Source organism: Paraburkholderia sp. HD33-4 (genome assembly GCF_021390635.1).
In the GTDB taxonomy this organism is placed as follows: domain Bacteria; phylum Pseudomonadota; class Gammaproteobacteria; order Burkholderiales; family Burkholderiaceae; genus Paraburkholderia.
This window is the reverse complement of sequence record NZ_JAJEJS010000001.1, coordinates 3,792,162-3,817,177: the sequence shown is the minus strand read 5'-3', so window position 1 is coordinate 3,817,177 and position 25,016 is coordinate 3,792,162. Positions and strand designations below refer to the sequence as shown.

The window sequence follows — 25,016 nt, the reverse complement described above, 5'->3', positions numbered from 1 at the left end:
TTGCTTCGCCTCTACCGCCCCTCAGCGCGGATAAATCGCCCCCAACACCCGCTCCGCGGACGCCCCCGTCACGCTTGGCAGACTGCCCGGCAGACGCGCGATACAGCGCATCGCGAGCCACGCGAACGCGAGCGGTTCGACCTGGCTCGGCGGCACGCCGAGCGCGTCGGTCGTCATCACGGGCACGCCGCTTACGCCGCTGTCTTCGAGCGCCTGCTGCAACGCCTTCATGATCTCCGGATTGCGCGCGCCGCCGCCGCACACGTACACCGCGCGCGCGTCGGATGCATGCCGCTCGATCTCGCGCGCGACCGTCACGGCGGTCAGCGCGACGAGCGTCGCCTGTACATCGGCCGGCGCGAGCGCGGCGAACGGCTCGAGTTTCGCATCGAGCCATGTGGTGTTGAACAGATCGCGGCCAGTGCTCTTGGGCGGCTGCTCGGCGAAGAACGGTTCGTCGAGCAACGCGTTCAGCAGCTTACGATCGACCTGGCCACTCGCCGCGAAATGACCATTTTCGTCGAATGGCTTGCCGAGCTGGCGCTCGGCCCACGCATCCAGCAGCGCGTTCGCGGGGCCGCAGTCGAAGCCGCGCACGCCGCCGGTCGCGTTCAGAATCGTGATGTTGCTGATGCCGCCAAGATTGCAGACGACGCGCGTTTCGTCCTTCGCGCCAAAGATCGTCGCGTGAAAAGCGGGCACGAGCGGCGCGCCCTGGCCGCCCGCCGCGACGTCACGGCTGCGGAAATCGGCGACTACGTCGATATGCAGCATTTCCGCGAGCAGCGCCGGGTTGTTGATCTGCCGCGTATAGCCCTTTTCCGGCCGATGCCGCACGGTCTGGCCATGCACACCGATCGCGCGGACGTCGTCGGCCGATACGCGGCTGTCGCGCAGCAGGTCGTGGCAGCACACCGTGTAGCGCGTCGCGAGCGCGTTGGCGGCGAGCGCCTCGCGCTCGATCTCGTTGTCCCCCGGCTGTTGAAGCGAGAACAGCGCCTCGCGGATGCCGGCCGAAAAGCCGACGAACGCCTCGGCCAGCACCTCGGGCGGCTTCCCCTTGGCAAACCGGACGGCCACGCCATCCACACCATCCATGCTGGTTCCCGACATTAGTCCGAAATAGATGCCGTCTGCGGGGTCTTGCGCCACGTCGCTGCTCCTGTCGATGTTCATTGCGATTCGTTGTAGCAGATTATCGGCGCAAGCGTGGCCGAAGGTAAGCGCGAGGCGGATGGCGCGCGCGCATCCGTGTCGACGCGGCGCAGGCGCCACAGACGGCGCAGACGGCAACAAAATCCCCCGTCGTGAGCCCGTGCGGGGCGCGTCGGCGCGCATCTATGGGACAATCCTGTTTTTTCGCGACTTCACGTTTCCAGCATGAGCACCGAGTCCACCCAGCCCAATCCCGCTTCCGCCTTCCCGATCACCGACGAAGTCCGTCACGCGCTCGCCGTGACCAAGCGCGGCGTCGACGAACTGCTGATCGAAGACGAATTCGCGCAAAAGCTCGCGCGCAGCGCGGCGACGGCCAAGCCGCTGCGCATCAAGCTCGGGCTCGATCCGACCGCGCCTGACATTCACATCGGCCACACGGTCGTGCTGAACAAGATGCGGCAGCTTCAGGACCTCGGCCACACGGTGATTTTCCTGATCGGCGATTTCACGTCGCTGATCGGCGATCCGTCCGGACGTAACGCGACCCGCCCGCCGCTCACGCGCGAGCAGATCGAATCGAACGCGAAGACCTACTTCGAGCAGGCCGCGCTCGTGCTCGATCGCGACAAGACCGAGATCCGCTACAACAGCGAATGGTCGATGCCGCTCGGCGCCGACGGCATGATCAAGCTCGCGTCGCGCTACACGGTCGCGCGCATTCTCGAGCGCGAGGACTTCACGAAGCGCTTCCAGGGCGGCGTGCCGATCTCGATCCACGAATTCCTGTACCCGCTGATGCAGGGCTACGACTCGGTCGCGCTGAACGCCGACCTCGAACTCGGCGGCACCGACCAGAAGTTCAACCTGCTGGTCGGTCGCGAGTTGCAGAAGCAGTACGGCCAGGAGCAGCAGTGCATCCTGACGATGCCGCTGCTCGAAGGGCTCGACGGCGTCGAGAAGATGTCGAAGTCGAAGAACAACTACATCGGCATCAGCGAAAAGCCGACCGACATGTTCGGCAAGCTGATGAGCATCTCCGACACGCTGATGTGGCGTTACTTCGAACTGCTGTCGTTCCGTCCGATGGACGAAATCGCCGGCTTCAAGCGTGAGGCCGACGCGGGTCGCAATCCGCGCGACTTCAAGGTGATGCTCGGCCAGGAAATCGTCGCGCGTTTCCACTCGCAGGCGGACGCCGAGCGCGCGCTCGAGGACTTCAACCATCGCGCGAAGGGCGGCGTGCCCGACGACATTCCCACGGTGACGCTCGCGGGCGCACCGCTCGCGATCGGCCAGTTGCTGAAGCAGGCGAACCTCGTGCCGTCGACGAGCGAGGCGCTGCGCAACATCGAGCAGGGCGGCGTGAAGATCGACGGCACCACGGTGTCCGACAAGGGCCTGAAGGTCGAAGCGGGCGAGTACGTCGTACAGGTCGGCAAGCGCCGCTTCGCGCGCGTGACGCTGACGGCGTGATCGCGCTGATCCAACGCGTGCGGCGCGCCGAAGTGCGCGTCGCCGATCGCGTGACCGGCGCGATCGACGCGGGCCTGCTCGCGCTCGTCTGCGCGGAGCGCGGCGACACCGAGGCCGCGGCCGACAAACTGCTCGCCAAGGTGCTCGGCTACCGAGTGTTCAGCGACGCGGCCGGCAAGATGAACCTGTCGGTGCAGAATCTCGACGGCGCCGGTTGCGCGGGCGGCCTGCTGCTCGTGTCGCAGTTCACGCTCGCCGCCGATACCAACAGCGGCCTGCGTCCGAGCTTCACGCCGGCCGCGCCGCCCGACGAGGGCAAGCGCCTGTTCGACTACTTCGTCGCGGCCGCGCGCGCAAAGCACCCGATCGTCGAGACCGGCGAATTCGGTGCGGATATGCAGGTGTCGCTCGTCAACGACGGGCCGGTCACGTTCTGGTTGCAGACCAACGCGTGATCGAGCGGCGCTGCGCGCCTGCGTTGCGGAGCGTTCAATCGCACCTGTGCGCGCGTTCGTGCGTTCCATCCATCACGTTCAGGCCGGTCTGCACCGCACCACGAGTGCGGTCGCTGCTTTTTGCGACAATAGCCGTTCGATACCACCAGCGAATGGCGCCCCTCTCTCATGACGACGCAGATCCTGTTTATCCGGCACGGCGAGACCGACTGGAACCGCATCAAGCGCATTCAAGGCCACATCGACATACCGCTCGCGACAACGGGCATCGCGCAAGCGAAACGTCTCGCGCAGCGCCTCGCCGACGAGGCGAAGCAGGGCGCGCGGCTCGATGCGATCTATTCGAGCGATCTGCAGCGCGCGCAGCAGACCGCGCAGCCGATCGGCGACGCGCTCGGGCTGCCGCTGCAGTCGCGCGAGAACTTGCGCGAGCGCTCGTACGGCGCGTTCCAGGGTCATGACAGCGACGAGATCGCGCTGCGTTTCCCCGACGAATACGCGCAGTGGCAAACCCGCGATCCCGGCTTCGCGCCGCCCGAGGGCGAGTCGCAACGGGTGTTCTACCACCGCATCGTGCATGCGATCGAGCCGCTCGTCGACGCGCATCCGGGCGGGCGCATCGCCTGTGTCACGCATGGCGGCGTGCTCGACTGCGTGCACCGCTTTGCCACCAGTATGTCGCTCGACGCACCGCGCAATTACCCGCTGCTGAACACCAGCCTGAATATCGTGGATTACGGGAATGGCCGCGCGACGATCGTGTCTTGGGCGGACGTATCGCATCTCGACGCGGGCAGCGCCGACGATGATGGTTTCAGAAAGGGACCGGAGTCGAAGCGCTAAGCAGAAGCGCCAAGCAGAAGCGCTAAGCAGAAGCGCGCGACGGACGGCCCGACATGCGCGCCGCAATCAATCCTGCTCCCGCGCCGCCGCACGCCGCCGCGCCCGCTTCGATACCCCATTGACCAGCGCCCAGCGGATCACCGGCGCGACGACCCGCACGCCCGGCCGCGCGAAGGTTCGACGCAGCGCCGCGTAGCGGCTCAAGCCGAGCATCGACTGCGCCCAGTCTGGCAACAGATCGACCCCTGCGTTGAGCATCAGCGTACCGGCCGGCCGCATCGCGAAACTCGGCGCCGGCGCGCTCATCAGAATCCTGACGACTTCGCGGGTGCGCTCGCTCGCGACCAGCGCGGGCCGCATCGCGAGCAGGTACGCCTCGATTTCGGCGCGCGAGCGCGGAACATCGACGGCGCCGAGCATTTCCGCGATGCGCGCGGTTTCCGCGAAGTATTGATCCTGCGCGGCGACGGACAGCACCGGATTCACGTAGCGCAGATGCGCGGTCATGAAGCTCGACACTTCCGCGACGTGCACCCACGTCAGCAGCGCGGGCTCGCTTGCGCAATACGACTGACCGTCCGGCGCGATGCCGGTCACGTCGAGATGGATGCGCTTGACGCGCTCGATCAGCGCGAGCGCATCGTTCTTGCTGCCGTACGTCGTGCCGGCGATGAACGTCGCCGTGCGACGCAGCCGGCCGAGGATGTCGGTGCGAAAGCTCGAATGGTCCCAGACGCCCGCGAGCGCGAGCGGATGCAGCGCCTGCAGCAGCAGCGCGCTGATGCCCCCCGTCATCATCGACGTGAAGTCTGCGTGGACTTTCCAGCAGACCGAGTCGGGCCCGAACAGGCCCGGGTCGCCCGGCGGCGACGAGTAGTCGAGCACCGGGCCGCTGCCGGTCGTCAGATGCGTGACGCCGGCGGCGAGCTTCGAGCGCAAGCGGTGGGTGAGACGCTGCGTGAAATTGCCGGACGGGTCGCCGGCGGGATTGACGGGTGAACGGTTGGATGGGCCGGGTTGCTGGGTCTGGTCGGACATCCTGGTCGGCCTCGTCGCGTGACTCAGTTCTTGGAATCCCACAGACCCGGCAGCGCGCTCGACGAATCCGGCGCGGCCAGCCCGAAATGCCGGTACGTGAGCAGCGTGGCGACGCGGCCGCGCGGCGTGCGCTGCAGGAAGCCCTGCTGGATCAGATACGGCTCGAGCACGTCTTCGATCGTGTCGCGCTCCTCGCCGATCGCCGCCGCGAGATTGTCGACACCGACCGGGCCGCCGTCGAACTTGTACAGGATTGCTTCGAGCAGCTTGCGGTCCATCAGGTCGAAGCCGACCGCGTCGACGTCGAGCATGCTGAGCGCGGCGTCGGCCACCTGCGCGGTGATGTTGCCGTCGGCCTTCACTTCGGCGAAGTCGCGTACGCGCCGCAGCAGGCGGTTCGCGATACGCGGCGTGCCGCGCGCGCGACGGGCGATTTCGAACGCGCCGTCCGGATGAATCTGCGCATGGAGCAGCGACGCCGAGCGCGTGACGATGCGCGCGAGTTCCTCGGCGTTGTAGAACTCGAGTCGCGAGACGATGCCGAAGCGGTCACGCAGCGGATTGGTCAGCATACCGGCACGCGTGGTCGCGCCGACCAGCGTGAACGGCTGCAGATCGAGCTTCACGCTGCGCGCGGCCGGCCCTTCGCCGATCATGATGTCGATCTGATAATCCTCGAGCGCCGGGTACAGGATTTCCTCGACGACCGGCGAGAGCCGGTGGATTTCGTCGATGAACAGCACGTCGTTGGCTTCGAGATTGGTGAGCAGTGCGGCGAGGTCGCCGGCGCGTTCGAGCACCGGCCCCGACGTTTGCCGCAGATTGACACCCATCTCGCGCGCGATGATGTGCGCGAGCGTGGTCTTGCCGAGGCCCGGCGGGCCGAACAGCAGCACGTGGTCGAGCGATTCGGAGCGCCGCTTCGCGGCCTCGATGAAGATTTCGAGCTGGCCGCGCACTTTCTCCTGCCCGACATATTCGTCGAGCTGACGCGGCCGCAGCGCGCGCTCGAACGCTTCTTCGTTCGGCGACACGGGCGTGGCCGCGATGATGCGCTCGGCGGCGAGTTTGTCGGTTTCGATCATGCGGGCATTGTACCGCGCGCGGCCTGGCGCTTAGCCCTTCGACAGCGCCTTCAGCGCGAGCTTGATGCCCTCGGACACGCCCGTGCCGGCCGGCACGTTCTTGATTGCCGCGAGCGCTTCTTTTTCCGAGTAGCCGAGCGCGAGCAGCGCGTTGAGGATGTCGGACGCGTGGTCGGATGGCGACGCGGCGCCCGCCATCGCGCCGAGGTCGGCACCGAGCTTGCCTTTCAGTTCGAGCAGCAGCCGCTCGGCGGTCTTCTTGCCGATGCCCGGCACGCGCGTAAGGCGCACCGCGTCCTGCATCGTGACCGTCTGCGCGAGCTCCGCGACGCTCATGCCTGAGAGCACCGCGAGCGCCATGCGCGCGCCGATGCCCGAAATCTTCAGCAGCTCGCGGAACGTCGCGCGTTCCTGGGCGGTGCCGAAGCCGTACAGCAGATGCGCGTCCTCGCGCACGATCATCTGCGTGAGAAGCACGATGCGCTCGCCGGTCGACGGCAGGTTGTAGAACGTGCTCATCGGCACGTCCACTTCGTAGCCGACGCCGTTGCAGTCGACGAGCAGATGCGGCGGGTTTTTTTCCAGCAGAACGCCGGCAATGCGACCGATCATGGCGGATTAGTTTTCAGAGTCGGATGGGAATGCGCGAGTGTAGCGCAGCGGCTCGGCGGCGCGTACCGCGTAGCGGGTCATGCGGCGCGTTAGCCGACCAGGCGCCCGCGCCGCACCCGCAGACCTTTCTTCGCGAGCGCCGGTGCGATGCCGCCGAGCGTGCTCAGCGTCGAGCCGCCGTGCGCGTGACAGATGGCCATGCCGAGCGCGTCGGCGGCATCGGTGCCCGGCACGCCCGACAGGCTCAGCAGCCGCACGACCATCTGCTGCATCTGCTCCTTGGTCGCGCGGCCATAGCCGACCACCGCTTGCTTCAGCTGCAGCGCGGTGTACTCGGCGACCGGCACGCCGCCCGCGACGAGCCCGCAGATCGCGGCGCCGCGCGCCTGGCCGAGCAGCAGTGTCGACTGCGGATTGACGTTGACGAAGACTTTTTCGATCGCCGCCTGATCTGGCGCGTGCTCGCGGATCAGCGTCGAGATGCCCGCGAAGATGGTGCCGAGCCGCGACGGCAGATCGGCGTCGGCGGTGCGGATCACGCCGCTCGCGACGTAGCTCAGTGTGTGGCCGTGTTGTTCGATCACGCCGAAGCCCGTCACGCGCAGGCCCGGGTCGATGCCGAGAATTCTCATGAGGTGCCGCACAAGCGATAAAAACCAGGTGCCTGCGATACTACAACGAACGCGCAGCGCAGCGGTCCGCTTGACGCGTGCCTGGCGGAATAAAAGCTGCTACCGCTTGGCGCAAGGAGGCGATAGAGGATGGAGCGCTACCACAATCTCAGCGGCGACTCGGGCGTCGACACCTATGAAATCGGCGACGATTTCATCAAGGTGCGCTTTCGGCCAGGCGTCGTGTATTGGTACACGGAGGCGAGTGTCGGCGCCGGACACGTCGCGGTGCTGAAGCGTCTCGCGCGACGCGGTCAGGGGTTGGGCACGTACATCAGCCAGCATGCGCAAGTGCGGGACGGTTACGCGCGCAAAGAGCCGGAGGACTAGGAACGGTGTCGTGGCAAAACAAAGGCCCGGCGGGACAACCCGCCGGGCCTTTCTGGCAGCTACCGAACTTCAGCCGATCAATGACGGAAGTGACGCACGCCCGTCAGCACCATTGCGATGTTGTGCTCGTCGGCGGCGCTGACCACTTCGTCGTCGCGTACCGAACCGCCCGGCTGAATCACGCAGGTCGCGCCCGCCGCGACCACCACGTCGAGACCGTCGCGGAACGGGAAGAACGCGTCCGATGCGACCGCCGAACCCGTCAGCGTCAGACCGGCGTTCTGCGCCTTGATGCTCGCGATACGCGCCGAGTCCACGCGGCTCATCTGGCCCGCGCCGACGCCGAGCGTCATGCCGTTCGCGCAGAACACGATCGCGTTCGACTTCACGTACTTCGCGACGCGCCACGCGAACAGCAGATCGTCCATTTCCTTCGGCGTCGGGTGACGCTTGGTGACGACGCGCAACTCGCGCGGCTGCACGTTCTTCGAGTCGAGCGACTGCACCAGCAGGCCGCCGCCGACGCGCTTCAGATCGAACGTGTTGTGGCCAACGCCGAGCGCGATTTCGAGCAGACGCACGTTCTGCTTCGCCGCGAATACCTGACGCGCTTCGGCGCTGAACGACGGCGCGATCAGCACTTCGACGAACTGCTTGGCGACGGCTTGCGCGGCCGCTTCGTCGACTTCTCGGTTGAACGCGATGATGCCGCCGAACGCCGAGGTCGGATCGGTCTGGAACGCCTTCGAATACGCTTCATGGGCGCTCGCGCCGATCGCGACGCCGCAGGGATTCGCGTGCTTGACGATCACGCAGGCCGGTACGTCGAAGGTCTTCACGCATTCCCACGCCGCGTCGGAGTCGGCGATGTTGTTGTACGACAGTTCCTTGCCCTGCAACTGGTTGTAGTTCGCGAGCGCGCCGGCCGGCACCGACAGATCGCGGTAGAACGCCGCGCTCTGGTGCGGGTTCTCGCCGTAGCGCAGGTCCTGCACCTTGTCGAACGCCATGTTGAAGGTGGCCGGGTACTGGTTGCGCGACGAGTGCTGCAGCTCGTCGGTCAGGCTCGTCAGGTAGTTCGTGATCGCGCCGTCGTACTGCGCGGTGTGCGCGTAGACCTTGGTCGCGAGGCGGAAATTCGTCTTGTACGACACCGTGTTGCCGCTCGCGCGCATTTCGTCGAGCACGACCGCGTAGTCGGCCGGATCGACCACCACCGTCACGTCGCGGTGATTCTTCGCGGCCGAGCGCAGCATCGTCGGGCCGCCGATGTCGATATTCTCGATCGCGTCTTCGAGCGAGCACTCTTCCTTCGACACGGTCTGCACGAACGGGTACAGGTTCACGACCAGCAGGTCGATGGTCGGAATGTCGTGCTTCTCAAGCGCGGCCATGTGCTCGGGCAGATCGCGGCGCGCGAGGATGCCGCCGTGCACCTTCGGATGCAGCGTTTTCACGCGCCCGTCGAGCATTTCCGGGAAGCCCGTGTAGTCGGCGACTTCGGTGACGGACAGGCCCGCGTCCGCGAGCAGTTTCGCGGTGCCGCCGGTCGACAGGATCTTGATGCCGAGGTCCGACAGCGATTTGGCGAAGTCGACGATGCCGGACTTGTCGGAAACGGAGATGAGCGCTTGCTTGATCATGATGAAGACGAAAAGCCGAAGGGGAAACGTGGCAGGGCGCTAGAAACTACAACGCGCTACAGCAAACCGTGTTGTTGCAGCTTCTTGCGCAGCGTATTGCGGTTGATGCCGAGATACTCGGCGGCCAGCGACTGGTTGCCGCCGGCCTGCTCGAGCACCACTTCGAGCAAGGGTTTTTCCACGCATGAAATGACCATGTCGTAGACGTCGTGCGGATTGGAGCCGTCGAGATCCTGGAAATACACGTCCAGGCTGTCGCGGACAGATTGTTCGATATTGTTCTTGCTCATGCTGCTAGTCGGTCTGTGTTGTTCTCGTCCTGGTTGTCGAGCCCGGGGTCGCCGGGCGCTTCGTCGACGTAGACGAGGCGGTCTGAGATCGCCTTTTGCGCGTCAAAGAACTCGTTGACGGCGAGGAGTTGTTCGCGCGTGGTGTCCAGCGTATTCATGCGATGCCGGAACAGGTTGGCGCCGGAAAGGCCGCGAGTGTACCAGCCGATGTGCTTGCGCGCAGTGCGAACCCCGGTAAATTCCCCGTAAAACGCGTAGTGATCTTCGAGATGCTCGTTCATCACCTGCTGGATTTCGTCGATGCGCGGCGGCGGCAGCAACTCGCCCGTTTGCAGGAAATGCTCGATTTCGCGGAACAGCCACGGACGGCCCTGCGCGGCGCGCCCGATCATGATCGCGTCCGCGCCGGTTGCGGCGAGCACCTCGCGCGCCTTTTGCGGCGACGTGATGTCACCGTTCGCGACGACCGGAATACCCACCGCCGCTTTCACGGCGGCGATGGTTTCGTACTCGGCGTCGCCGTGGTACAGGTCGGCGCGCGTGCGGCCGTGGACGGTCAGCATCGAAATGCCCGCTGCTTCGGCAAGACGCGCGACGTTCAGCGCATTCTTGTTCTCGCGATTCCAGCCGGTGCGGATTTTCAGCGTGACGGGCACCGCGTCGGGCCCGACGCCGACTGCGTTGACGACCGCCTCGACGATGCGCTGCACGAGAGGTTCGTTCTGCAGCAGCGCCGAGCCGGCCGCGACGTTGCACACCTTCTTGGCCGGGCAGCCCATGTTGATGTCGATGATCTGCGCGCCGTTCGCGACGTTGTAGCGGGCGGCCTCGGCCATCATCTCCGGGTCCGCGCCGGCGATCTGCACGGCGATCGGTTCGACTTCGCCTTCGTGGTTCGCGCGGCGCATGGTCTTTTCGCTTTTCCACAGCTGCGCGTTCGACGCGACCATTTCCGACACCGCGTAACCCGCGCCGAGCCGTTTGCACAGCTGACGGAACGGCCGGTCGGTTACGCCGGCCATCGGGGCGACGAACAGGTTGTTGCGCAGATTGTGGGGGCCGAGAGTGGGCATGACGTAAGCGCGCGCCGACGACGGGTCAGGATTTGACAATCGTGACAGCCGGCGCAGCGCGAAATGCGAGGGAAAACCACCATTTTAGCGTTAACGGGTTGCCGGGACCCGCGAACCGAGTCTCGTAACCCGTTAAATCTTCTATGAAAGTCGCGCGACTCATAGAGCCGCGCGGCGTTTCGCGCCACTAGCGCCGCTGGCCGAACATCATCTGACGGGCGAGCGCGGTTTTCACCGGTGGGACGAATTCGAGCGCGGTCAGCGCGAGGCCGCGCAGTACCGCGAGCGGCGCGAAGTCGACGGTGAACAGGCGCGCGAGCGTGTCGGTCGAGCCGATCGTCAGGCGCCGGTCGAGCGCGCGGCGTTGCGCGAAGGTGGCGAGCGCGAGGGGCGTTGGACCTCCGGCCGACAGCGCATCGGCGAGCGCATGCGCGTCGCGCAAGCCCAGGTTGAGGCCTTGGCCCGCCACCGGATGCAAAGTCTGCGCCGCATTGCCGATCGCGACGATGTGACCGTTCACGAGCGTATCGACCGTGTTGAGACCGAGCGGGAACGACGCGCGGCCCTTGATGTGCGTGAAGCGGCCCATGCGGTCGCCGAATGCGCCGTCGAGCTCGCGCAGGAACGCTTCGTCGGAGAGCTGCGTGCGGCGCGCGGCTTCGTCGGGCGCGCAGCACCAGACGAGCGCGTAGTCGGCGCCGCGCACGCCGCCCATCGGTAGCAGCGCGATCGGGCCTTGCGACGTGAAGCGCTCCCACGCGACGTGCGGCCGCGGCGCGGACACGGTGACCGTGCCGACCAGCGCGGTCTGGCCATAGTCGCGCGAGCCGCCGCTTGCGCCGGCGTCTTCGTCCTGGGCGCGGCTCACGCTTTTCGCGTGCTTCTGATCGCCGAACAGCCCGCCCTCGGCGTTCACCAGAATCCGTGTGCGCAACTGGCGCGCGACGCCCGCGGTTTCGATCGGCAGCGTGACGCCGTCGAGTTCCTGAACCGGCGCGCCGGCCGCTGTCGAGCGGAACCAGTGGACCGGCGTCGCATGCACGGCATCCGCGAGGCCGTGCACGATCGAGCCGTAACGCAGCACATAGCCGAGCGCGGGCAGCCCGTGTTCGCGATGATCGATCAGCGTGCGTCCGAAATGACCGCGCTGCGACACGTGGATGCGCTCGATCGCGGTGGCGTCGGCGGGCCAGCGCAGCGGCTCGAGGATCATCCGGCTGCCGTGCGAGACCGCGATCGCGCGCGGATCGGCGATCGAGTCTTCGGGCTCGCGCGCGTCGACGAGCGCGATCTTCAGTTCGCGCGTCACGCTGCGGCGCGCGAGCCAGCCGGCGAGCGCGAGACCGACCGGCCCGGCGCCGACGATCGTCACGTCGAAATCGAACCCCGGCTGGCGGGAGGCGGGCCTCAGGATCACCGCGGATGGAGACGCTTCGTTCATCGCGGATCAGGTCCTCGCTTGATGTGACGCTTGATGGGGCGCTTCATGGGCCATCCTCGCTTCCTGCATCAACGCCTCGATCTCGTCGGCGGCGACCGGCACGTCGCGCGTGATCAGCTCGCAGCCGGTCGGCGTCACGATCGCGTCGTCCTCAATGCGAATGCCGATATTCCAGTAGCGCTCGGGCACACCCTCGGCCGGGCGAACGTACAGGCCCGGCTCGATCGTCAGCGCCATCGACGCGTGCAGCGTGCGCCACGGCAGCGCGCCCGTCTCGTCGCGCGGCGCGCCGCGTTCGCGGTAGTCGCCGCAGTCGTGCACGTCCATGCCGATCCAGTGGCCGGTGCGGTGCATGTAGAACGGCGCGTAGGCGCGCTCGGCGATTACGTCGTCGACCGACGCGAACTTCGCGCGCGGCACGATGCCGGTGTCAAGCAGCCCCTGCGACAGCACGCGCAGCGCGGCCTGGTGCGGATCGTCGAAGCTCGCGCCGGCGCGCGTCGCGGCGACGGCGGCCAGCTGCGCGGCCAGCACGATGTCGTACAGCTCGCGCTGCGCCGGCGTGAAACGACCGCTCGCCGGGAACGTGCGCGTGATGTCGGAGGCGTAGCCGTCGAGTTCGCAGGCCGCGTCGATCAGGATCAGGTCGCCGTCCCGCGCGATCGCGTTGCCGGCCGGGTAGTGCAGCACGCACGCATTCGCGCCGGCCGCGACGATCGACGTATAGGCCGGCGCCTGCGCGCCGAACTTGCGGAACGTGTAGAGCAGTTCGGCCTCGAGTTCGTACTCGCGGATACCGGGCCGGCATGCCGCCATCGCCCGACGATGCGCGGCCGCTGAAATCTGTCCGGCGCGGCGCATGATCGCGAGCTCGTGGTCGTCCTTGACGAGCCGCATTTCGTCGAGCAACGGCAGCAGGTCGCGCGCGGCCGTCGGCGCGACGGTGCCGCCGCGGCCTTGCGCGCGCACCGCGTCGAGCCAGCCGCGCACCTGCTCGTCGAAATGTGCCGAGCTGCCGAGTGCGTAGTGCAGCGCCGGCTTGTCGGCGATGATGCGCGGCAACTGCGTGTCGAGCTCGCCGATCGGGAACGCGGCGTCGACGCCGAACGCTTCGCGCGCGCCGTCGGGGCCGAAGCGGAAGCCTTCCCATGTCTCGCGCTCGATGCTTTTCTCGCGGCAGAACAGGATCGACGCGGGCGCGCCGGGCCCGGCGCTGGCATCGAGCACGAGCAGCGCCTCGGGCTCGGTGAAGCCGGTCAGATAGTAGAAGTAGCTGTCGTGGCGGTACGGGTAGTCGGCGTCGCGGTTGCGCAGCGCTTCCGGCGCGGTCGGGACGAGGGCGACGCCGCCGCCCGCGGCACGCAGCGCGGCGAGAACGCGCTCGCGGCGCGCGCGGTAGACGTCGATGGCGATGGTGGGTTCGGTCGGCTGGTTCATCGTGCGATTGTAGCGCCGCGATTCTCCGGCCATGGTGCGCGCACTACATTGACTCGCTTTGTGCGGATTCCGACGGCGCGGCGGCCGTGGCCATGTTGCAATCCGTCCACAGCGGGTCCGCAGGCAGCGCGCGAAGATGTTGACGGCACGTTCGTGAACGCCTTTGACCACTTATACTTTCGCCGGATTCAGAAAAAGGCAGAAGGTCATGATGAAACTCATCGGTTCGTTCGGCAGCCCGTACGTGCGTAAAGCTCGCATCGTGCTCGCCGACAAGAAGATCGACTACGAACTGGTGCCCGAGAATGTCTGGGCGCCGGATACCCGGATTCACACCTTCAACCCGCTCGGCAAGGTGCCGTGTCTCGTGATGGAAGACGGCGAAGCCGTGTTCGATTCGCGCGTGATCTGCGAGTACGTCGATACGCTGTCGCCGGTCGGCAAGCTGATCCCGCAGTCGGGGCGCGAGCGCGTCGAAGTGCGCTGCTGGGAAGCGCTCGCCGACGGCGTGCTCGACGCGGCCGTGCTGATCCGTCTCGAAGGCACGCAGCGCGCGCCCGAGCAGCGCGTGGACGCGTGGGTCGCGCGGCAGCAGCGCAAGATCGACGAAGCGTTGGTCGCGATGTCGCAAGGGCTCGGCAGCAAGCCGTGGTGCGCGAGCAATCACTACACGCTGGCCGACATCGCGCTGGGCTGCGCGCTCGGCTATCTGGACTTCCGGATGCCGCAATTGAACTGGCGCGAAGCGCATCCGAATCTGGACAAGCACTTCCAGAAGCTGTCGCTGCGCCAGTCGTTCATCGATACGGTGCCGAAGGATTGATGAGCATCAGCGAGTGTCCGTTCAGGTTGCTGAAAGCCTGAATCGGAGCTCGCGCTCCTTGCATGAAAAAATGCGCCTGCATGTCAGGCGCATTTTTTTTGCGGGCGGGGTTGCTTCAGGCGGGCGCTCGGGCGTTACAGCCTGGTATTGCGTCGCCGCGCGATCCCCGGTCCGAACGCGAAACCGAACGCGAGCAGCAGCACCGACACCGCCAGCACCGTGTTGTTGCCGCTCGTCACGTAAGGCGTGTTGCCCGAGGTGCCTTGCACGCTCACATCGAGCGAACCGACCGTGTAGGGCGTGAGGCGCCCGATCACGCGGCCGTTCGCATCGATCGCGGCGGTCATGCCGGTGTTGGTGGCGCGCAGCATCGGCCGGCCGGTTTCGAGCGAGCGCATGCGCGCGATCTGCAGATGCTGGTCGAGCGCGATCGTGTCGCCGAACCACGCGAGATTGGTCGAGTTGACCAGCACGCCGGCGGGCGTTGCGTTCTCGCGCAGCGTGCGCGCGATCTCCTCGCCGAAGATGTCCTCGTAGCAGATGTTCACCGCGACCGGCTGGTTATGCACCATGAACGGCTTCTGCACCGGTGCTCCGCGGAAGAAGTCGCCGAGCGGAATGTTCATCAGGTTCACGAACCAGCGGAAGCCCCACGGCACGAATTCGCCGAACGGCACGAGGTGGTGCTTGTCGTAGCGGTACATCTCGTGCGAGCCGGGGGTGACGCCGAACAGGCTGTTGGTGTAGTCGACCACCCGGCCGTCCGGCGTGATCGTGCCGCCGATCGCGCCGAACAGCAGCGCGCTGCCGGTCGAATCCGTGAACTGGCGGATCGCCGCCGCGAAGTTCGGCGGCAACTGCTGCGCGAGCACGGGGATCGCGGTTTCCGGTGTGACGATCAGATCGGCCGGCTTCGACGTGATCATCTGCTGATACTCGTCGACCGCCGCGCGCAAGCCGGCTTCCTCGAACTTCATCTCCTGCTTTACGTTGCCTTGCAAGAGACGCACCGACAGCGGCGCATTGGCGGGCGTGGTCCATTGCACGAGCGGCAGCAGCAGGCCGATCGCGATCAGCGCGAGCGCGACGCCGGCAGGCACGGCGATGGGGGCGACGCGCGTGCCGCGGCGTCGCGCGGCGCGGCCGTCGACGTCAGCCGCGGCGCTGGCGTTCGGATCGCGCGATTCGATTGCACGCCTGGAGCGCCACGACGGCAGCAGCGCCAGCAACGCCTGCACGATCAACGCGGCCGTCAGCGCGACCATCCAGCCGACGCCATACACGCCGACCACCGGCGCAAACCCCGCCAACGGGCCGTCGACCTGCGCATAACCGGTGGCGAGCCACGGAAAGCCGGTGAACACCGTGCCGCGCAGCCATTCGCCGATCGCCCAGGCGCTGGCAAAGGCGAGCGCGCCGTGCCAGGTCGGCGAGAATGGCGCGCGCTCGTCGGTCGCGCCGTTGCGCGCATGGCCCGCGCAGAACGACCACACCCCCGCGGCGAGCGCCGGATAGACGGCGAGATACAGCGAGAACAGCACGAGCGCCGTGCCGGCAAGCGGTGCCGGCATGCCGCCGTAGTAGTGCATGCTCACATACAGCCACCACACGCCGCTCACGAAGTTGCCGAAGCCGAACGCGCCGCCCGTCAACGCGGCGCTTTTCCAGCCGGTGCTGCGCGTGAGCCACGCGAAAAAGAACACGAAGATCGCGAGTTGCAGCCAGCCGCCGTGCGGCGTCGGTGCGAACGACAGCGTGTTGGCCGCCCCTGCGGCCAGGGCGACGAGGTAGTGCCAGCGCGGCAGCGTGCGGCTGCGCGTGCCGTCGTCGGTGGGAGCGGGGGCGGGGGCGCTTACGCCCCGGTGCGAACGGGAAGTGATCGGGTCGGCCATTGTTGCGCGGTCGGCGTCGGAAGTTGAAAGGGCAAATCGGTAGCCAAACGAGTTGGCAAAATGCGCACGCAATGAAAGCGCGCGGGCGCTCAGGCCGTGCATCGGCCCGAGCCGCCGGTTCAGGTCTGCACGTGTTGCGTCTCGCGCTCGCGCTGGCCCGCGAGCGGGTCGCGGCGCACCAGCAGCATGTGGATCTGGCGGGCGTCGCCGCGCAGGATCTCGAAGATCAGATCTTCGAGGCGGACTTTCTCGCCCCGATGCGGCACCCGGCCGAAGTGATGCGTGACCAGCCCGCCGATCGTGTCGACTTCGTCGTCCGAATAATGCGTGCCGAATGTGTCGTTGAACTGCTCGATCTCGGTCAGCGCGCGCACCCGGAAGCGTCCGTCCGGCGACGCGATGATGTTGCCGCTTTCCTCGTCGAAATCGTATTCGTCCTCGATGTCGCCGACGATCTGCTCCAGTACGTCCTCGATCGTGATCAGGCCCGCGACGCCGCCGTATTCGTCGACGACCACCGCGAGGTGATTGCGATTCACGCGGAAGTCGTGCAGCAGCACGTTCAGCCGCTTCGACTCGGGGATGAACACGGCCGGGCGCAGCATGCCGCGCACGTCGAACTCTTCTTCGGCGTAGTAGCGCAGCAGATCTTTCGCGAGCAGCACGCCGATGATGTTGTCGCGATTGCCCTCGTAGACCGGATAGCGCGAATGCGCCTTTTCCAGCACGTAGGGGATGAATTCCGCGGGATTGTCCGCGATGTTGATCGCGTCCATTTGCGCGCGCGGCACCATGATGTCGCGTGCGCTCAGTTCCGAGACCTGGAACACGCCTTCGATCATCGACAGCGAGTCGGCGTCAATCAGGTTGCGTTCGTGCGCGTCCTGCAGAATTTCGAGGAGTTCGGCCCGCGAGTCGGGCTCGGGCGAGATGAAGTCGGTCAGGCGCTCGAGCAGCGAGCGCTTTTCCTGCGGTTTGTCGAGTTGGCGTCCGGTATGACGTCGACTGGGATACGTGTCGTTCATGGTAGTGCGCCCGGCGAGACTGGGCGCGCTGTTGCAGAGCGTTAAAGGATACACCAGGCGCATGGCGGAACCGTGTCCCGCCGGGCTTGGCGATATGCGAAGCCAGGGTAGAGCGGCTGCGCCGTGACGGCGGAGCGTGGAATCATCCTAACCGATAACGCGGGCAAAAGCGCTCGCGGGCAAAAAAGTCGGGGGTGGGGTTTTCGCCGAGATGCCGCGGTCACGCCGCCGGCTTGCAGCGCGCGAGCAGCGCTTCGAGCGCGCGGTCCGGCATGCCGCTTTCGCGCAGCGCGTGCACGGTGCGGCTCACGTAGTCGAAGGTCGTGCCGTAGCGGCCGCTCGCGCAGCCGAGCACCGTCTGAATGATGTCGTCGCGCAGCTTGCCGGTGTAGCTCGGCACGTCGCGGCGCATCACGAAGGCGAGCGCGTCGACGCGTCGGCCGTCCGCGAGCACGCACGGCAGCCACATGGGACGGTACGAGCCCATCGGCATTTCGCGGCGCCACAGTGCTTCGAGATGCGGCATCGAGCCATCGGCCGCGAGCCGGAAGGCCATGCCGGTGCACGAGCCGCCGCGGTCGAGCGCGAGCACGAGCCCGGGCTGCTCGGGCGTGCCGCGATTCACCCGCGACCACAGATAGAGGCCGCGGTGATAGCCGTGCACCTTCGAGCGCAGCGCCTCGACGGTGGGCAGGCCCGGGTTCCAGATCAGCGAGCCATAGCCGAACAGCCACAGATCGCTGCGGCGGTCCCAGCCGCTCAAGGTGGATTCGAGCGACGTACGCAGTTCGTCATCCGTCAGAAGTCGCGAGTCGCCGAGCACCGGCGGGTAGTCCGGGCAGCGCACGGGGATCTCGGCTTCGGGGGACGGAGTGCTCACGATGGGATCGATCGGGCTGGCGTGGAGAGGGGCGGCGCCGCGACGCGGGACGCCTATTGATAAGGGTCCGGAAAGCCGAGCTTGCCGAGGATTTCGGTCTCGATCGCTTCCATCTCCTCGGCTTCTTCCTCGACCTCGTGGTCGTAGCCCTGCGCGTGCAGCGTGCCGTGCACGAGCAGGTGCGCGTAGTGCGCGGCGAGCGGCTTGCCCTGCTCGGCGGCTTCCTTCTCGACCACCGGGCAGCACAGGATCAGATCGCCGGTGACCGGGTCATTTTCCGATTCGGCATAGGCGAAGGTCAGCACGTTGGTCGCGTAGTCCTTACCGCGATAGGTCCGGTTCAGCGTGCGGCCTTCTTCGGCATCGACGAACCGAACCGTCAGTTCGCCGTCCGCGAACAGCGCCGCCTTGATCCAGCCGGCCACGGTCGCGCGCGGCAGCAGCGTCTTGTGTTCCGGCCAGGCTTTGGCGGCGGGGAATTGCAGGGTCAACGTCAGTTTCGGGGTGCGGCTCATGCGGTTTCTGTGCGTGGCGTTCGTGGCTCGAGCGTTTTTTACGGCGTGGCGGCGAGGCTTCGTGGGCCTCGCGCGGCGAAGCACATCCCTTTAGCGCGAATCGGCCGGAGCCGACGTTTTCTGCGCATGCGCATCGTACGCCTCCACAATTCGCGCGACCAGCGGATGCCGCACCACGTCCGCGCTCGTGAAGCGCGTCAGCGCGATGCCGCGCACGTTCGTGAGCACTTGCTGCGCTTCGATCAGCCCGCTCTTCTGGCCGCGCGGCAGGTCGACCTGGGTCGTGTCGCCGGTGACGACCGCCTTCGAGCCGAAGCCGATCCGCGTGAGGAACATCTTCATCTGCTCGGGCGTCGTGTTCTGCGCCTCGTCGAGGATGATGAACGCGTGATTCAGCGTGCGGCCGCGCATGTACGCGAGCGGCGCGATTTCGATCATCTGCCGCTCGAACATCTTCGCGGTCTTGTCGAAGCCGAGCAGGTCGTACAGCGCGTCGTAGAGCGGGCGCAGATACGGATCGACCTTCTGTGCGAGATCGCCCGGCAAAAAGCCGAGTCGCTCGCCTGCTTCGACCGCGGGACGCGTCAGCACGATGCGCTTGACCTGGTCGCGCTCGAGCGCGTCGACCGCGCAGGCTACCGCGAGGTAGGTCTTGCCGGTGCCGGCCGGGCCGACGCCGAACGTGACGTCGTGCGACACGATCTGCTTCAGGTACTCGCGCTGCGCCGGCGTGCGGCCGCGCAGATCCGCGCGGCGCGTGTACAGCTTCGGGCCGTATTCCTCGAAGTCGTCTTCGCTCGCGTTGGTGTCGGCGGGCTGGTCGAACGGATGATCGGGATTGCCGGCGAAGCGCGGGTCGACGGCGTCTCCGCCATTGCCATTGCCGTTGCCGTTGCCGTTGCCGTTGCCGTTCGGGCGATGGCGCGCCGGATGGCGCACTTCGACGAGCGCAAGCTGGATGTCGTCGACCGACAAAGGATCGCGCGCGTTGTTGTAGAAGTTTTCGAGCGCGGTGAGCGCGAGTTTCGCGCCGCGCCCGCGAATCGTGATGCGGTGGCCGCGGCGCGACAGAGTCACGTCGAGCGCCTGCTCGATTTGCCGCAGATTTTCGTCGAGCGGTCCGCAGAGGTTGGCGAGCCGCGCGTTGTCTTCGCGCGGTGCGGTGAATTCCAGATGCTGCTGAGTGGTCTTCAAGGCGGTGAGTCGATCCTGTCGGTTGCGGTACTCAGAATGTCGGCCGGTGCGCTGAGTGCGCTCAGTGGGTCACGGCGGCGTTGTCGTCGTGAACCATCACGAGTTCGCCTCGCAGCGAGTGCGGATACGCGTGCACGATCTTCACGTCGACCATCTGGCCGATCAGCCGTGCATGCGAGGCCACCGGTGCCGGGAAATTGACGACGCGGTTGTTCTCGGTGCGGCCCGCGAGCTCGTTCGGGTCCTTGCGCGCCGGGCGCTCGACCAGAATGCGTTCGACCTTGCCGAGCATCGCGTCGCTGATGCGCTGCACGTTCTCTTCGATCGTGGCCTGCAGGTGTTGCAGGCGCTTGAGCTTCACCTCGCGCGGCGTGTCGTCGTGCAGGTTCGCGGCCGGCGTGCCGGGACGCGGGCTGTAGATGAACGAGAAGCTCGTGTCGTACTTCATCTCTTCGACGAGCGCCATCATCTTCGCGAAGTCTTCCTCTGTCTCGCCGGGGAAACCGACGATCATGTCCGTCGACAGCGACAGGTCCGGGCGGATCGCGCGCAGCTTGCGGATCACGGACTTGTACTCGAGCACGGTGTAGCCGCGCTTCATCGCCATCAGAATGCGGTCGGAGCCGTGCTGCACCGGCAGATGCAGGTGGCTGACGAGCTTCGGCACCTTCGCGTAGGTGTCGATCAGGCGCTGCGTGAATTCCTTCGGATGCGACGTCGTGTAGCGGATCCGTTCGATGCCCGGGAGGTCCGCGACGTATTCGATCAGCGTCGCGAAGTCGGCGATCTCAGTCGAGCCCGCGGTCAGCGCGCCCCCGAATTTTCCACGATAAGCGTTCACGTTCTGGCCGAGCAGCGTGACTTCACGCACGCCCTGGTCGGCGAGACCGGCGATTTCGGTCAGCACGTCGTCGAGCGGACGCGACACTTCTTCACCGCGCGTGTACGGCACGACGCAGTAGCTGCAATACTTGCTGCAGCCTTCCATGATCGACACGAACGCGCTCGGACCGTCGACGCGCGCGGGCGGCAGATGGTCGAACTTCTCGATTTCGGGGAACGAAATATCGACCTGCGCGCGGCCGCTCGCGCGGCGCTCGTCGATCATCTGCGGCAGGCGGTGCAGCGTTTGCGGACCGAACACGATATCGACGTACGGCGCGCGCGAGACGATCGATGCGCCTTCCTGGCTCGCCACGCAGCCACCCACGCCAATGATCAGATTCGGATTCGCGTCCTTCAGCTCGCGCACGCGGCCGAGGTCGGAGAAGACTTTTTCCTGCGCTTTTTCGCGCACCGAGCAGGTATTGAACAGGATCACGTCGGCGTCTTCCGGCGTGTCGGTCTTGACGAGTCCTTCAGCGGCACCGAGCACGTCGACCATCTTGTCGGAGTCGTACTCGTTCATCTGGCAGCCAAAGGTCTTTACATAAACTTTCTTGGTCATCGAATTTCGCCGGTCGCAGTGGTTAACCTGGGGGCGTCGTAAAAAGGTGAAGGAGGCCGCGGCGCGGGGCAGCGCGGCGCGTGATGGCCGGCTTGCGCGTGTCTTTGCAGCGTAACTGCATATTATAGCCCTTCACACTGCGCGGGTTTTGGCGCTCATCGGCCGCGCATCGGGGGCTCCGCCGGTAGTCCCAGCAGGCTTTCCAGTTCGTCCGACACCTGCGCGAAGCGCTCGGACAGGAAGTCGAGCAGCACGCGCACGCGCGGCGCCATGAAGCGGTTACGGTGATACAGCGCGTGCAGCGGCGCATCTGGGTAGCGCCACTCCGGCAGCAGGATCTTCAGGCGCCCGGCGCGCAGGTCTGCTTCCACGTCCCACATCGATTTGATCGCGATGCCGTAGCCGCGCAGCGCCCACTCGCGCGCGACCGCGCCGTCGTTGGTTTCGCGCGCCGCTTCGAACGGCACGCTGTAATGCTGCACCTCGTCGCCGCGCGTGAAGCGCCATTCGCTGGCCGGCCCCGACGCGGTGCCGAGCACGATGCAGTCGAAATTGGCGAGGTCGAGCGGCTCCTTCGGCTCGCCACGGCGCGCGACATATTCGGGCGACGCGCACAGCACCCGCCGATTCGGTGCGAGCCGCCGCGCGACCAGCGAGCTGTCCTGCGGCACGCCGAAGCGGATCGCCAGATCGATGTCCTCCTGCACCAGATTCGCGAGCGCATCCGACAGCGTCAACGCGAACGTCACGTCCGGGTACAGCGCGTTGAATTCGTCGAGCCAGTGCATCAGCAGGTTGCGGCCGAAGTCCGAAGTCGCCGACACCCGCACCTTGCCGCGCACCACGCCTTGACCCGCCTGGAGCGCGGCTTCGGCGTCGTCGAGCGATTGCAGCGCCTGGCGGCAGCAGTTCAGATACAGACGACCTTCGTCGGTAAGACGCAGCTGCCGCGTGGTGCGCTCGAACAGACGCGCTTTGAGCCGCGCTTCCAGTTTGGCGAGCCGCGCGCTCGCCGCGGCCGGTGTCAGGCCCATCTTGCGGCCCGCCGCCGACAGGCTGCCTTGCTGCGCCGCTTCGACGAAGAGGCGGATGTCACCGAGGTTGTCCATCGCTGGCTTTCAAGCAGAATTTGAAAATGCTTCAAATGCTACGCCAATTATCAAATTGGCACCGCGCCGCGACAATGCAGCCGTCGAAACTCCGCTGCTGTCCCACGCCATGCAACTCGATCACGCGACCATCGTCACCGCCGACCTCGATACCGCCCGACGTTTCTTCGTCGACATCGCCGGGCTCACCGAAGGCGCGCGCCCGCCGTTTTCCGTCGACGGCTACTGGTTGTACGCGAACGCTCGCCCGGTAGTGCATCTGGTCGGCGCGTCGGCTTCCGGCAGCGCGGTGGGGCGCGTCACGCCGCGCATCGATCACGTCGCCTTTCGGCTCGATAGCGCCGGCGAATGGCAGGCGTTGCTCGAGCGGCTCGACGCGCACGACATCGGCCATCAGTCCGCGCAGGTGCCGGCGAGCCCCGCGCAATCGGCCGAGCAGCAGCTATTCGTCGCGCTCGCGCCCGGTGTCGTCATCGAGTTCGTGACGGCGGCGCGTTAGGCCTTGTTAGGCCTTTCAACCCGATCCCTGATCCCACCTCATTTCCGGAGCAGAAAAATGCCCATTCCATTACTCGCGCTCGCGATTAGCGCATTCGCCATCGGTACGACCGAATTCGTCATCATGGGCTTATTGCCCGAGGTTGCGCGCGATCTGGCCGTGTCGATCCCGTCCGCGGGCCTGCTCGTCAGCGGCTACGCGCTCGGCGTCGCGGTCGGCGCGCCGTTGCTCGCGGTGATCACGAGCAGGATGTCGCGCAAGTTCGCGCTGCAGCTGCTGATGGGCGTGTTCATCGTCGGCAATGTGCTGTGCGCGGTGGCGCCGAGCTACTCGGTGCTGATGATCGCGCGCGTCGTGACGTCGTTCGCGCACGGCTCGTTCTTCGGCATCGGCGCGGTGGTCGCGGCCTCGCTCGTGCCGGCCGAAAAGCGCGCCAGCGCGATCGCGCTGATGTTCACGGGCCTGACGCTCGCGAACGTGCTCGGCGTGCCGTTCGGCACCTTCATCGGCCAGCAGTTCGGCTGGCGCGCGGCGTTCTGGATCGTCAGCGGCTTCGGCGTGCTGTCGCTCGCGGGCATCAGCGCGCTGCTGCCGAACCGCCACGACACCGGCCCCGCCGGCCTCGGCCACGAAGTGCGGGTGCTGAAGGACCCGCAGGTGTGGACCGCGCTCGCGATGACGGTGCTCGGCTTCGGCGGCGTGTTCGTCGTGTTCACCTATATCGCGCCGATTCTCGAGCAGGTGAGCGGCTTCTCGCCGCGCGGCGTGACGCTGATCCTCGTGCTGTTCGGCGTCGGGCTGACGGTCGGCAACATGGTCGGCGGCAAGCTCGCGGATCGCGCGCTGATGCCGTCGCTGATGGGCATCCTCGCCGCGCTCGCGGTGGTGATGGCGCTGTTCGCTCGCACCAGCCATTCGCCGGTGGCCGCCGCCATCACGGTGTTCGTGTGGGGCATCGCGGCGTTCGCGACGGTGCCGCCGCTGCAGATGCGTGTGGTCGAGAAGGCCGCCGCCGCGCCGAATCTCGCGTCGACGCTGAACATCGGCGCCTTCAACGTCGGCAATGCGGCGGGCGCGTGGCTCGGTGGACTCGTGATCAATCACGGTCACCCGCTCGATACCTTGCCGTGGGTCGCGGCCGCGGTCAGCGTTGGGGCGCTGCTGCTCACATGGTTCGCGGCGCGCATGGATGCGCCGGCGTCGGCAGTCCCGCAACGCGCATGAGTCGTCAGTTGCTTGCCTCCGCAATGCTGATAACAGTGTGAAGATAACTTCGTTGGGCGCGGCGAAGGCCGATGCTATCTTGCTTCCACTTACTGCTCTTGCGCCGCCGGGCGGCGCTCTGGAGGCCAATATGCATTCCCCGCTCGCGCTGGTCCGCGATCCTTCTGCCGATACCGATGCGGCGCCGCGCCCAGCCGAACCCTTCGATGCGCTCGAACAGCTGGTCGGCGTGAACCTCGCGCGGCTGCGCGCCGAACGGCAGCTTTCGCTCGATGCGCTGGCGCGTGCTTCCGGCGTGTCGCGCGCGATGCTCGCGCAGATCGAGTCGGCGCGCAGCGTGCCGTCGATCAAGGTGCTGTGCAAGGTGGCGGCGGCGCTGAAGGTGTCGGTGGCGGCGTTCCTGCGGCGTCACGCGACCAACGGCTTCGAGCATCTGCCGGCCGAGCGCTCGGCCCGCGTGGTCAGCGCGAACGGGCGCTACTCGGTGCGCCCGCTGTATCCCGACGACGAGTCGATCGCCGCCGAGTTTCACGAACTGCGGATCGCGCCGCTGCATACCGAAGCGGGCGTGCGCCGCGCGCCCGGCACGACGGTGAATCTGGTGGTCAGCGACGGCACGCTCGAAGTAAGCGTGCACGACCAGCGCCAGTTGCTGGCGACCGGCGACGCGATCGTGTTCGACGCCGATCAACCGCACAGCCTGCGCAATCCCGGCGACACCGAGGCGCGCGCGTTTCGCGTGACGCTGCGGGCCGAGACGCCGCCGCGCTGGGAAGTGCCGGCCGCGGGCGCCGCACGCGATGAAGCCGTGCGCGAAGGCGTGCCGGGTTGAGGATCGACGGCGCTCGAGGTTCAGACG

Annotated in this window: 25 protein-coding genes; 8 read left to right on the top strand and 17 right to left on the bottom strand. The window is 66.7% G+C overall.

Annotation, left to right across the window (positions count from 1 at the left end):
* Nucleotides 1-21: 21 nt before the first annotated feature.
* Entirely contained in the window at nucleotides 22-1,152 is a 1,131-nt protein-coding gene (locus L0U84_RS16945) for an anhydro-N-acetylmuramic acid kinase (protein ID WP_233852055.1), read from the bottom strand.
* A 228-nt stretch (nucleotides 1,153-1,380) separates the two neighbouring features.
* Here L0U84_RS16945 and tyrS point away from each other — a divergent pair, with 228 nt between their 5' ends.
* From tyrS to L0U84_RS16930, 3 genes are all read left to right on the top strand, one after another.
* Entirely contained in the window at nucleotides 1,381-2,631 is a 1,251-nt protein-coding gene (gene tyrS / locus L0U84_RS16940; RefSeq protein ID WP_233851290.1) for a tyrosine--tRNA ligase, read from the top strand.
* Complete coding sequence (dtd, locus tag L0U84_RS16935; protein ID WP_442794013.1) at nucleotides 2,628-3,086, top strand: D-aminoacyl-tRNA deacylase; 459 nt, start codon at nucleotides 2,628-2,630, stop codon at nucleotides 3,084-3,086. The genes tyrS and dtd overlap by 4 nt, the downstream gene beginning before the upstream one ends.
* A gap of 168 nt (nucleotides 3,087-3,254) precedes the next feature.
* Nucleotides 3,255-3,929 carry a histidine phosphatase family protein gene (locus tag L0U84_RS16930; RefSeq protein ID WP_233851289.1) on the top strand — a complete coding sequence of 225 codons (675 nt, stop codon included), beginning with the start codon at nucleotides 3,255-3,257 and terminating at the stop codon, nucleotides 3,927-3,929.
* A gap of 66 nt (nucleotides 3,930-3,995) precedes the next feature.
* Here L0U84_RS16930 and L0U84_RS16925 read toward each other — a convergent pair whose 3' ends face one another.
* The 4 genes from L0U84_RS16925 to ruvC all read right to left on the bottom strand — a co-directional run bounded on the left by L0U84_RS16925 (nucleotide 3,996) and on the right by ruvC (nucleotide 7,296).
* Nucleotides 3,996-4,967, bottom strand: coding sequence for an oxygenase MpaB family protein (locus L0U84_RS16925; protein WP_233851288.1), 972 nt, complete (start codon nucleotides 4,965-4,967; stop codon nucleotides 3,996-3,998).
* Nucleotides 4,968-4,990: 23 nt separating this feature from the next.
* Nucleotides 4,991-6,052: a Holliday junction branch migration DNA helicase RuvB gene (gene ruvB, locus L0U84_RS16920; RefSeq protein WP_129957851.1), complete on the bottom strand. Its 1,062-nt coding sequence runs from the start codon at nucleotides 6,050-6,052 to the stop codon at nucleotides 4,991-4,993.
* 30 nt (nucleotides 6,053-6,082) lie between these two features.
* Nucleotides 6,083-6,664: a Holliday junction branch migration protein RuvA gene (ruvA, locus tag L0U84_RS16915; RefSeq protein WP_233851286.1), complete on the bottom strand. Its 582-nt coding sequence runs from the start codon at nucleotides 6,662-6,664 to the stop codon at nucleotides 6,083-6,085.
* An 89-nt stretch (nucleotides 6,665-6,753) separates the two neighbouring features.
* Entirely contained in the window at nucleotides 6,754-7,296 is a 543-nt protein-coding gene (gene ruvC / locus L0U84_RS16910) for a crossover junction endodeoxyribonuclease RuvC (RefSeq protein WP_233851285.1), read from the bottom strand.
* 129 nt (nucleotides 7,297-7,425) lie between these two features.
* Here ruvC and L0U84_RS16905 point away from each other — a divergent pair, with 129 nt between their 5' ends.
* The gene (locus L0U84_RS16905) at nucleotides 7,426-7,665 is read left to right on the top strand and encodes a hypothetical protein (protein ID WP_233851284.1); all 240 of its coding nucleotides are present in this window, start codon (nucleotides 7,426-7,428) and stop codon (nucleotides 7,663-7,665) included.
* A gap of 77 nt (nucleotides 7,666-7,742) precedes the next feature.
* Here the strand turns inward: L0U84_RS16905 and purH are convergent, their stop codons facing one another.
* The 5 genes from purH to L0U84_RS16880 all read right to left on the bottom strand — a co-directional run bounded on the left by purH (nucleotide 7,743) and on the right by L0U84_RS16880 (nucleotide 13,549).
* Nucleotides 7,743-9,308 carry a bifunctional phosphoribosylaminoimidazolecarboxamide formyltransferase/IMP cyclohydrolase gene (gene purH / locus L0U84_RS16900; RefSeq protein ID WP_233851283.1) on the bottom strand — a complete coding sequence of 522 codons (1,566 nt, stop codon included), beginning with the start codon at nucleotides 9,306-9,308 and terminating at the stop codon, nucleotides 7,743-7,745.
* 56 nt (nucleotides 9,309-9,364) lie between these two features.
* Nucleotides 9,365-9,598, bottom strand: coding sequence for a Fis family transcriptional regulator (locus tag L0U84_RS16895; protein WP_008919619.1), 234 nt, complete (start codon nucleotides 9,596-9,598; stop codon nucleotides 9,365-9,367).
* Nucleotides 9,595-10,671 carry a tRNA dihydrouridine synthase DusB gene (gene dusB, locus L0U84_RS16890; protein ID WP_233851282.1) on the bottom strand — a complete coding sequence of 359 codons (1,077 nt, stop codon included), beginning with the start codon at nucleotides 10,669-10,671 and terminating at the stop codon, nucleotides 9,595-9,597. The genes L0U84_RS16895 and dusB overlap by 4 nt, the downstream gene beginning before the upstream one ends.
* Before the next feature lie 187 nt (nucleotides 10,672-10,858).
* Nucleotides 10,859-12,112: a UbiH/UbiF/VisC/COQ6 family ubiquinone biosynthesis hydroxylase gene (locus L0U84_RS16885; RefSeq protein WP_233851281.1), complete on the bottom strand. Its 1,254-nt coding sequence runs from the start codon at nucleotides 12,110-12,112 to the stop codon at nucleotides 10,859-10,861.
* A gap of 6 nt (nucleotides 12,113-12,118) precedes the next feature.
* Complete coding sequence (locus tag L0U84_RS16880; RefSeq protein ID WP_233851280.1) at nucleotides 12,119-13,549, bottom strand: aminopeptidase P N-terminal domain-containing protein; 1,431 nt, start codon at nucleotides 13,547-13,549, stop codon at nucleotides 12,119-12,121.
* A gap of 208 nt (nucleotides 13,550-13,757) precedes the next feature.
* Between L0U84_RS16880 and L0U84_RS16875 the strand changes: the two genes are divergently transcribed.
* On the top strand, nucleotides 13,758-14,372 hold the full coding sequence (locus L0U84_RS16875) for a glutathione S-transferase C-terminal domain-containing protein (protein WP_233851279.1): 615 nt from the start codon (nucleotides 13,758-13,760) through the stop codon (nucleotides 14,370-14,372).
* A gap of 134 nt (nucleotides 14,373-14,506) precedes the next feature.
* Here L0U84_RS16875 and lnt read toward each other — a convergent pair whose 3' ends face one another.
* The 7 genes from lnt to L0U84_RS16840 form a co-directional block, all read right to left on the bottom strand.
* Nucleotides 14,507-16,264, bottom strand: a complete 1,758-nt coding sequence (lnt, locus tag L0U84_RS16870) for an apolipoprotein N-acyltransferase (protein ID WP_233851277.1) — start codon at nucleotides 16,262-16,264, stop codon at nucleotides 14,507-14,509.
* A gap of 119 nt (nucleotides 16,265-16,383) precedes the next feature.
* Nucleotides 16,384-17,289 carry an HlyC/CorC family transporter gene (locus tag L0U84_RS16865; RefSeq protein WP_233851275.1) on the bottom strand — a complete coding sequence of 302 codons (906 nt, stop codon included), beginning with the start codon at nucleotides 17,287-17,289 and terminating at the stop codon, nucleotides 16,384-16,386.
* 220 nt (nucleotides 17,290-17,509) lie between these two features.
* Nucleotides 17,510-18,169 (bottom strand): gamma-glutamylcyclotransferase, encoded by a 660-nt coding sequence (locus tag L0U84_RS16860; RefSeq protein WP_233851274.1) that lies wholly within the window; start codon nucleotides 18,167-18,169, stop codon nucleotides 17,510-17,512.
* A 53-nt stretch (nucleotides 18,170-18,222) separates the two neighbouring features.
* Nucleotides 18,223-18,684: an rRNA maturation RNase YbeY gene (ybeY, locus tag L0U84_RS16855; RefSeq protein WP_233851273.1), complete on the bottom strand. Its 462-nt coding sequence runs from the start codon at nucleotides 18,682-18,684 to the stop codon at nucleotides 18,223-18,225.
* 90 nt (nucleotides 18,685-18,774) lie between these two features.
* Nucleotides 18,775-19,878: a PhoH family protein gene (locus L0U84_RS16850; RefSeq protein WP_233851272.1), complete on the bottom strand. Its 1,104-nt coding sequence runs from the start codon at nucleotides 19,876-19,878 to the stop codon at nucleotides 18,775-18,777.
* Nucleotides 19,879-19,939: 61 nt separating this feature from the next.
* Nucleotides 19,940-21,325: a tRNA (N6-isopentenyl adenosine(37)-C2)-methylthiotransferase MiaB gene (gene miaB, locus L0U84_RS16845; protein WP_233851271.1), complete on the bottom strand. Its 1,386-nt coding sequence runs from the start codon at nucleotides 21,323-21,325 to the stop codon at nucleotides 19,940-19,942.
* 155 nt (nucleotides 21,326-21,480) lie between these two features.
* On the bottom strand, nucleotides 21,481-22,434 hold the full coding sequence (locus tag L0U84_RS16840; protein ID WP_233851270.1) for a LysR family transcriptional regulator: 954 nt from the start codon (nucleotides 22,432-22,434) through the stop codon (nucleotides 21,481-21,483).
* A 109-nt stretch (nucleotides 22,435-22,543) separates the two neighbouring features.
* On the opposite strand from L0U84_RS16840, the gene L0U84_RS16835 reads away from it, so the two are divergent.
* From L0U84_RS16835 to L0U84_RS16825, 3 genes are all read left to right on the top strand, one after another.
* Complete coding sequence (locus L0U84_RS16835) at nucleotides 22,544-22,933, top strand: VOC family protein (protein ID WP_233851269.1); 390 nt, start codon at nucleotides 22,544-22,546, stop codon at nucleotides 22,931-22,933.
* Nucleotides 22,934-22,990: 57 nt separating this feature from the next.
* The gene (locus L0U84_RS16830) at nucleotides 22,991-24,157 is read left to right on the top strand and encodes an MFS transporter (protein ID WP_233851268.1); all 1,167 of its coding nucleotides are present in this window, start codon (nucleotides 22,991-22,993) and stop codon (nucleotides 24,155-24,157) included.
* Nucleotides 24,158-24,287: 130 nt separating this feature from the next.
* Nucleotides 24,288-24,989, top strand: a complete 702-nt coding sequence (locus tag L0U84_RS16825) for a helix-turn-helix domain-containing protein (RefSeq protein WP_233851267.1) — start codon at nucleotides 24,288-24,290, stop codon at nucleotides 24,987-24,989.
* Nucleotides 24,990-25,016 lie beyond the last annotated feature (27 nt).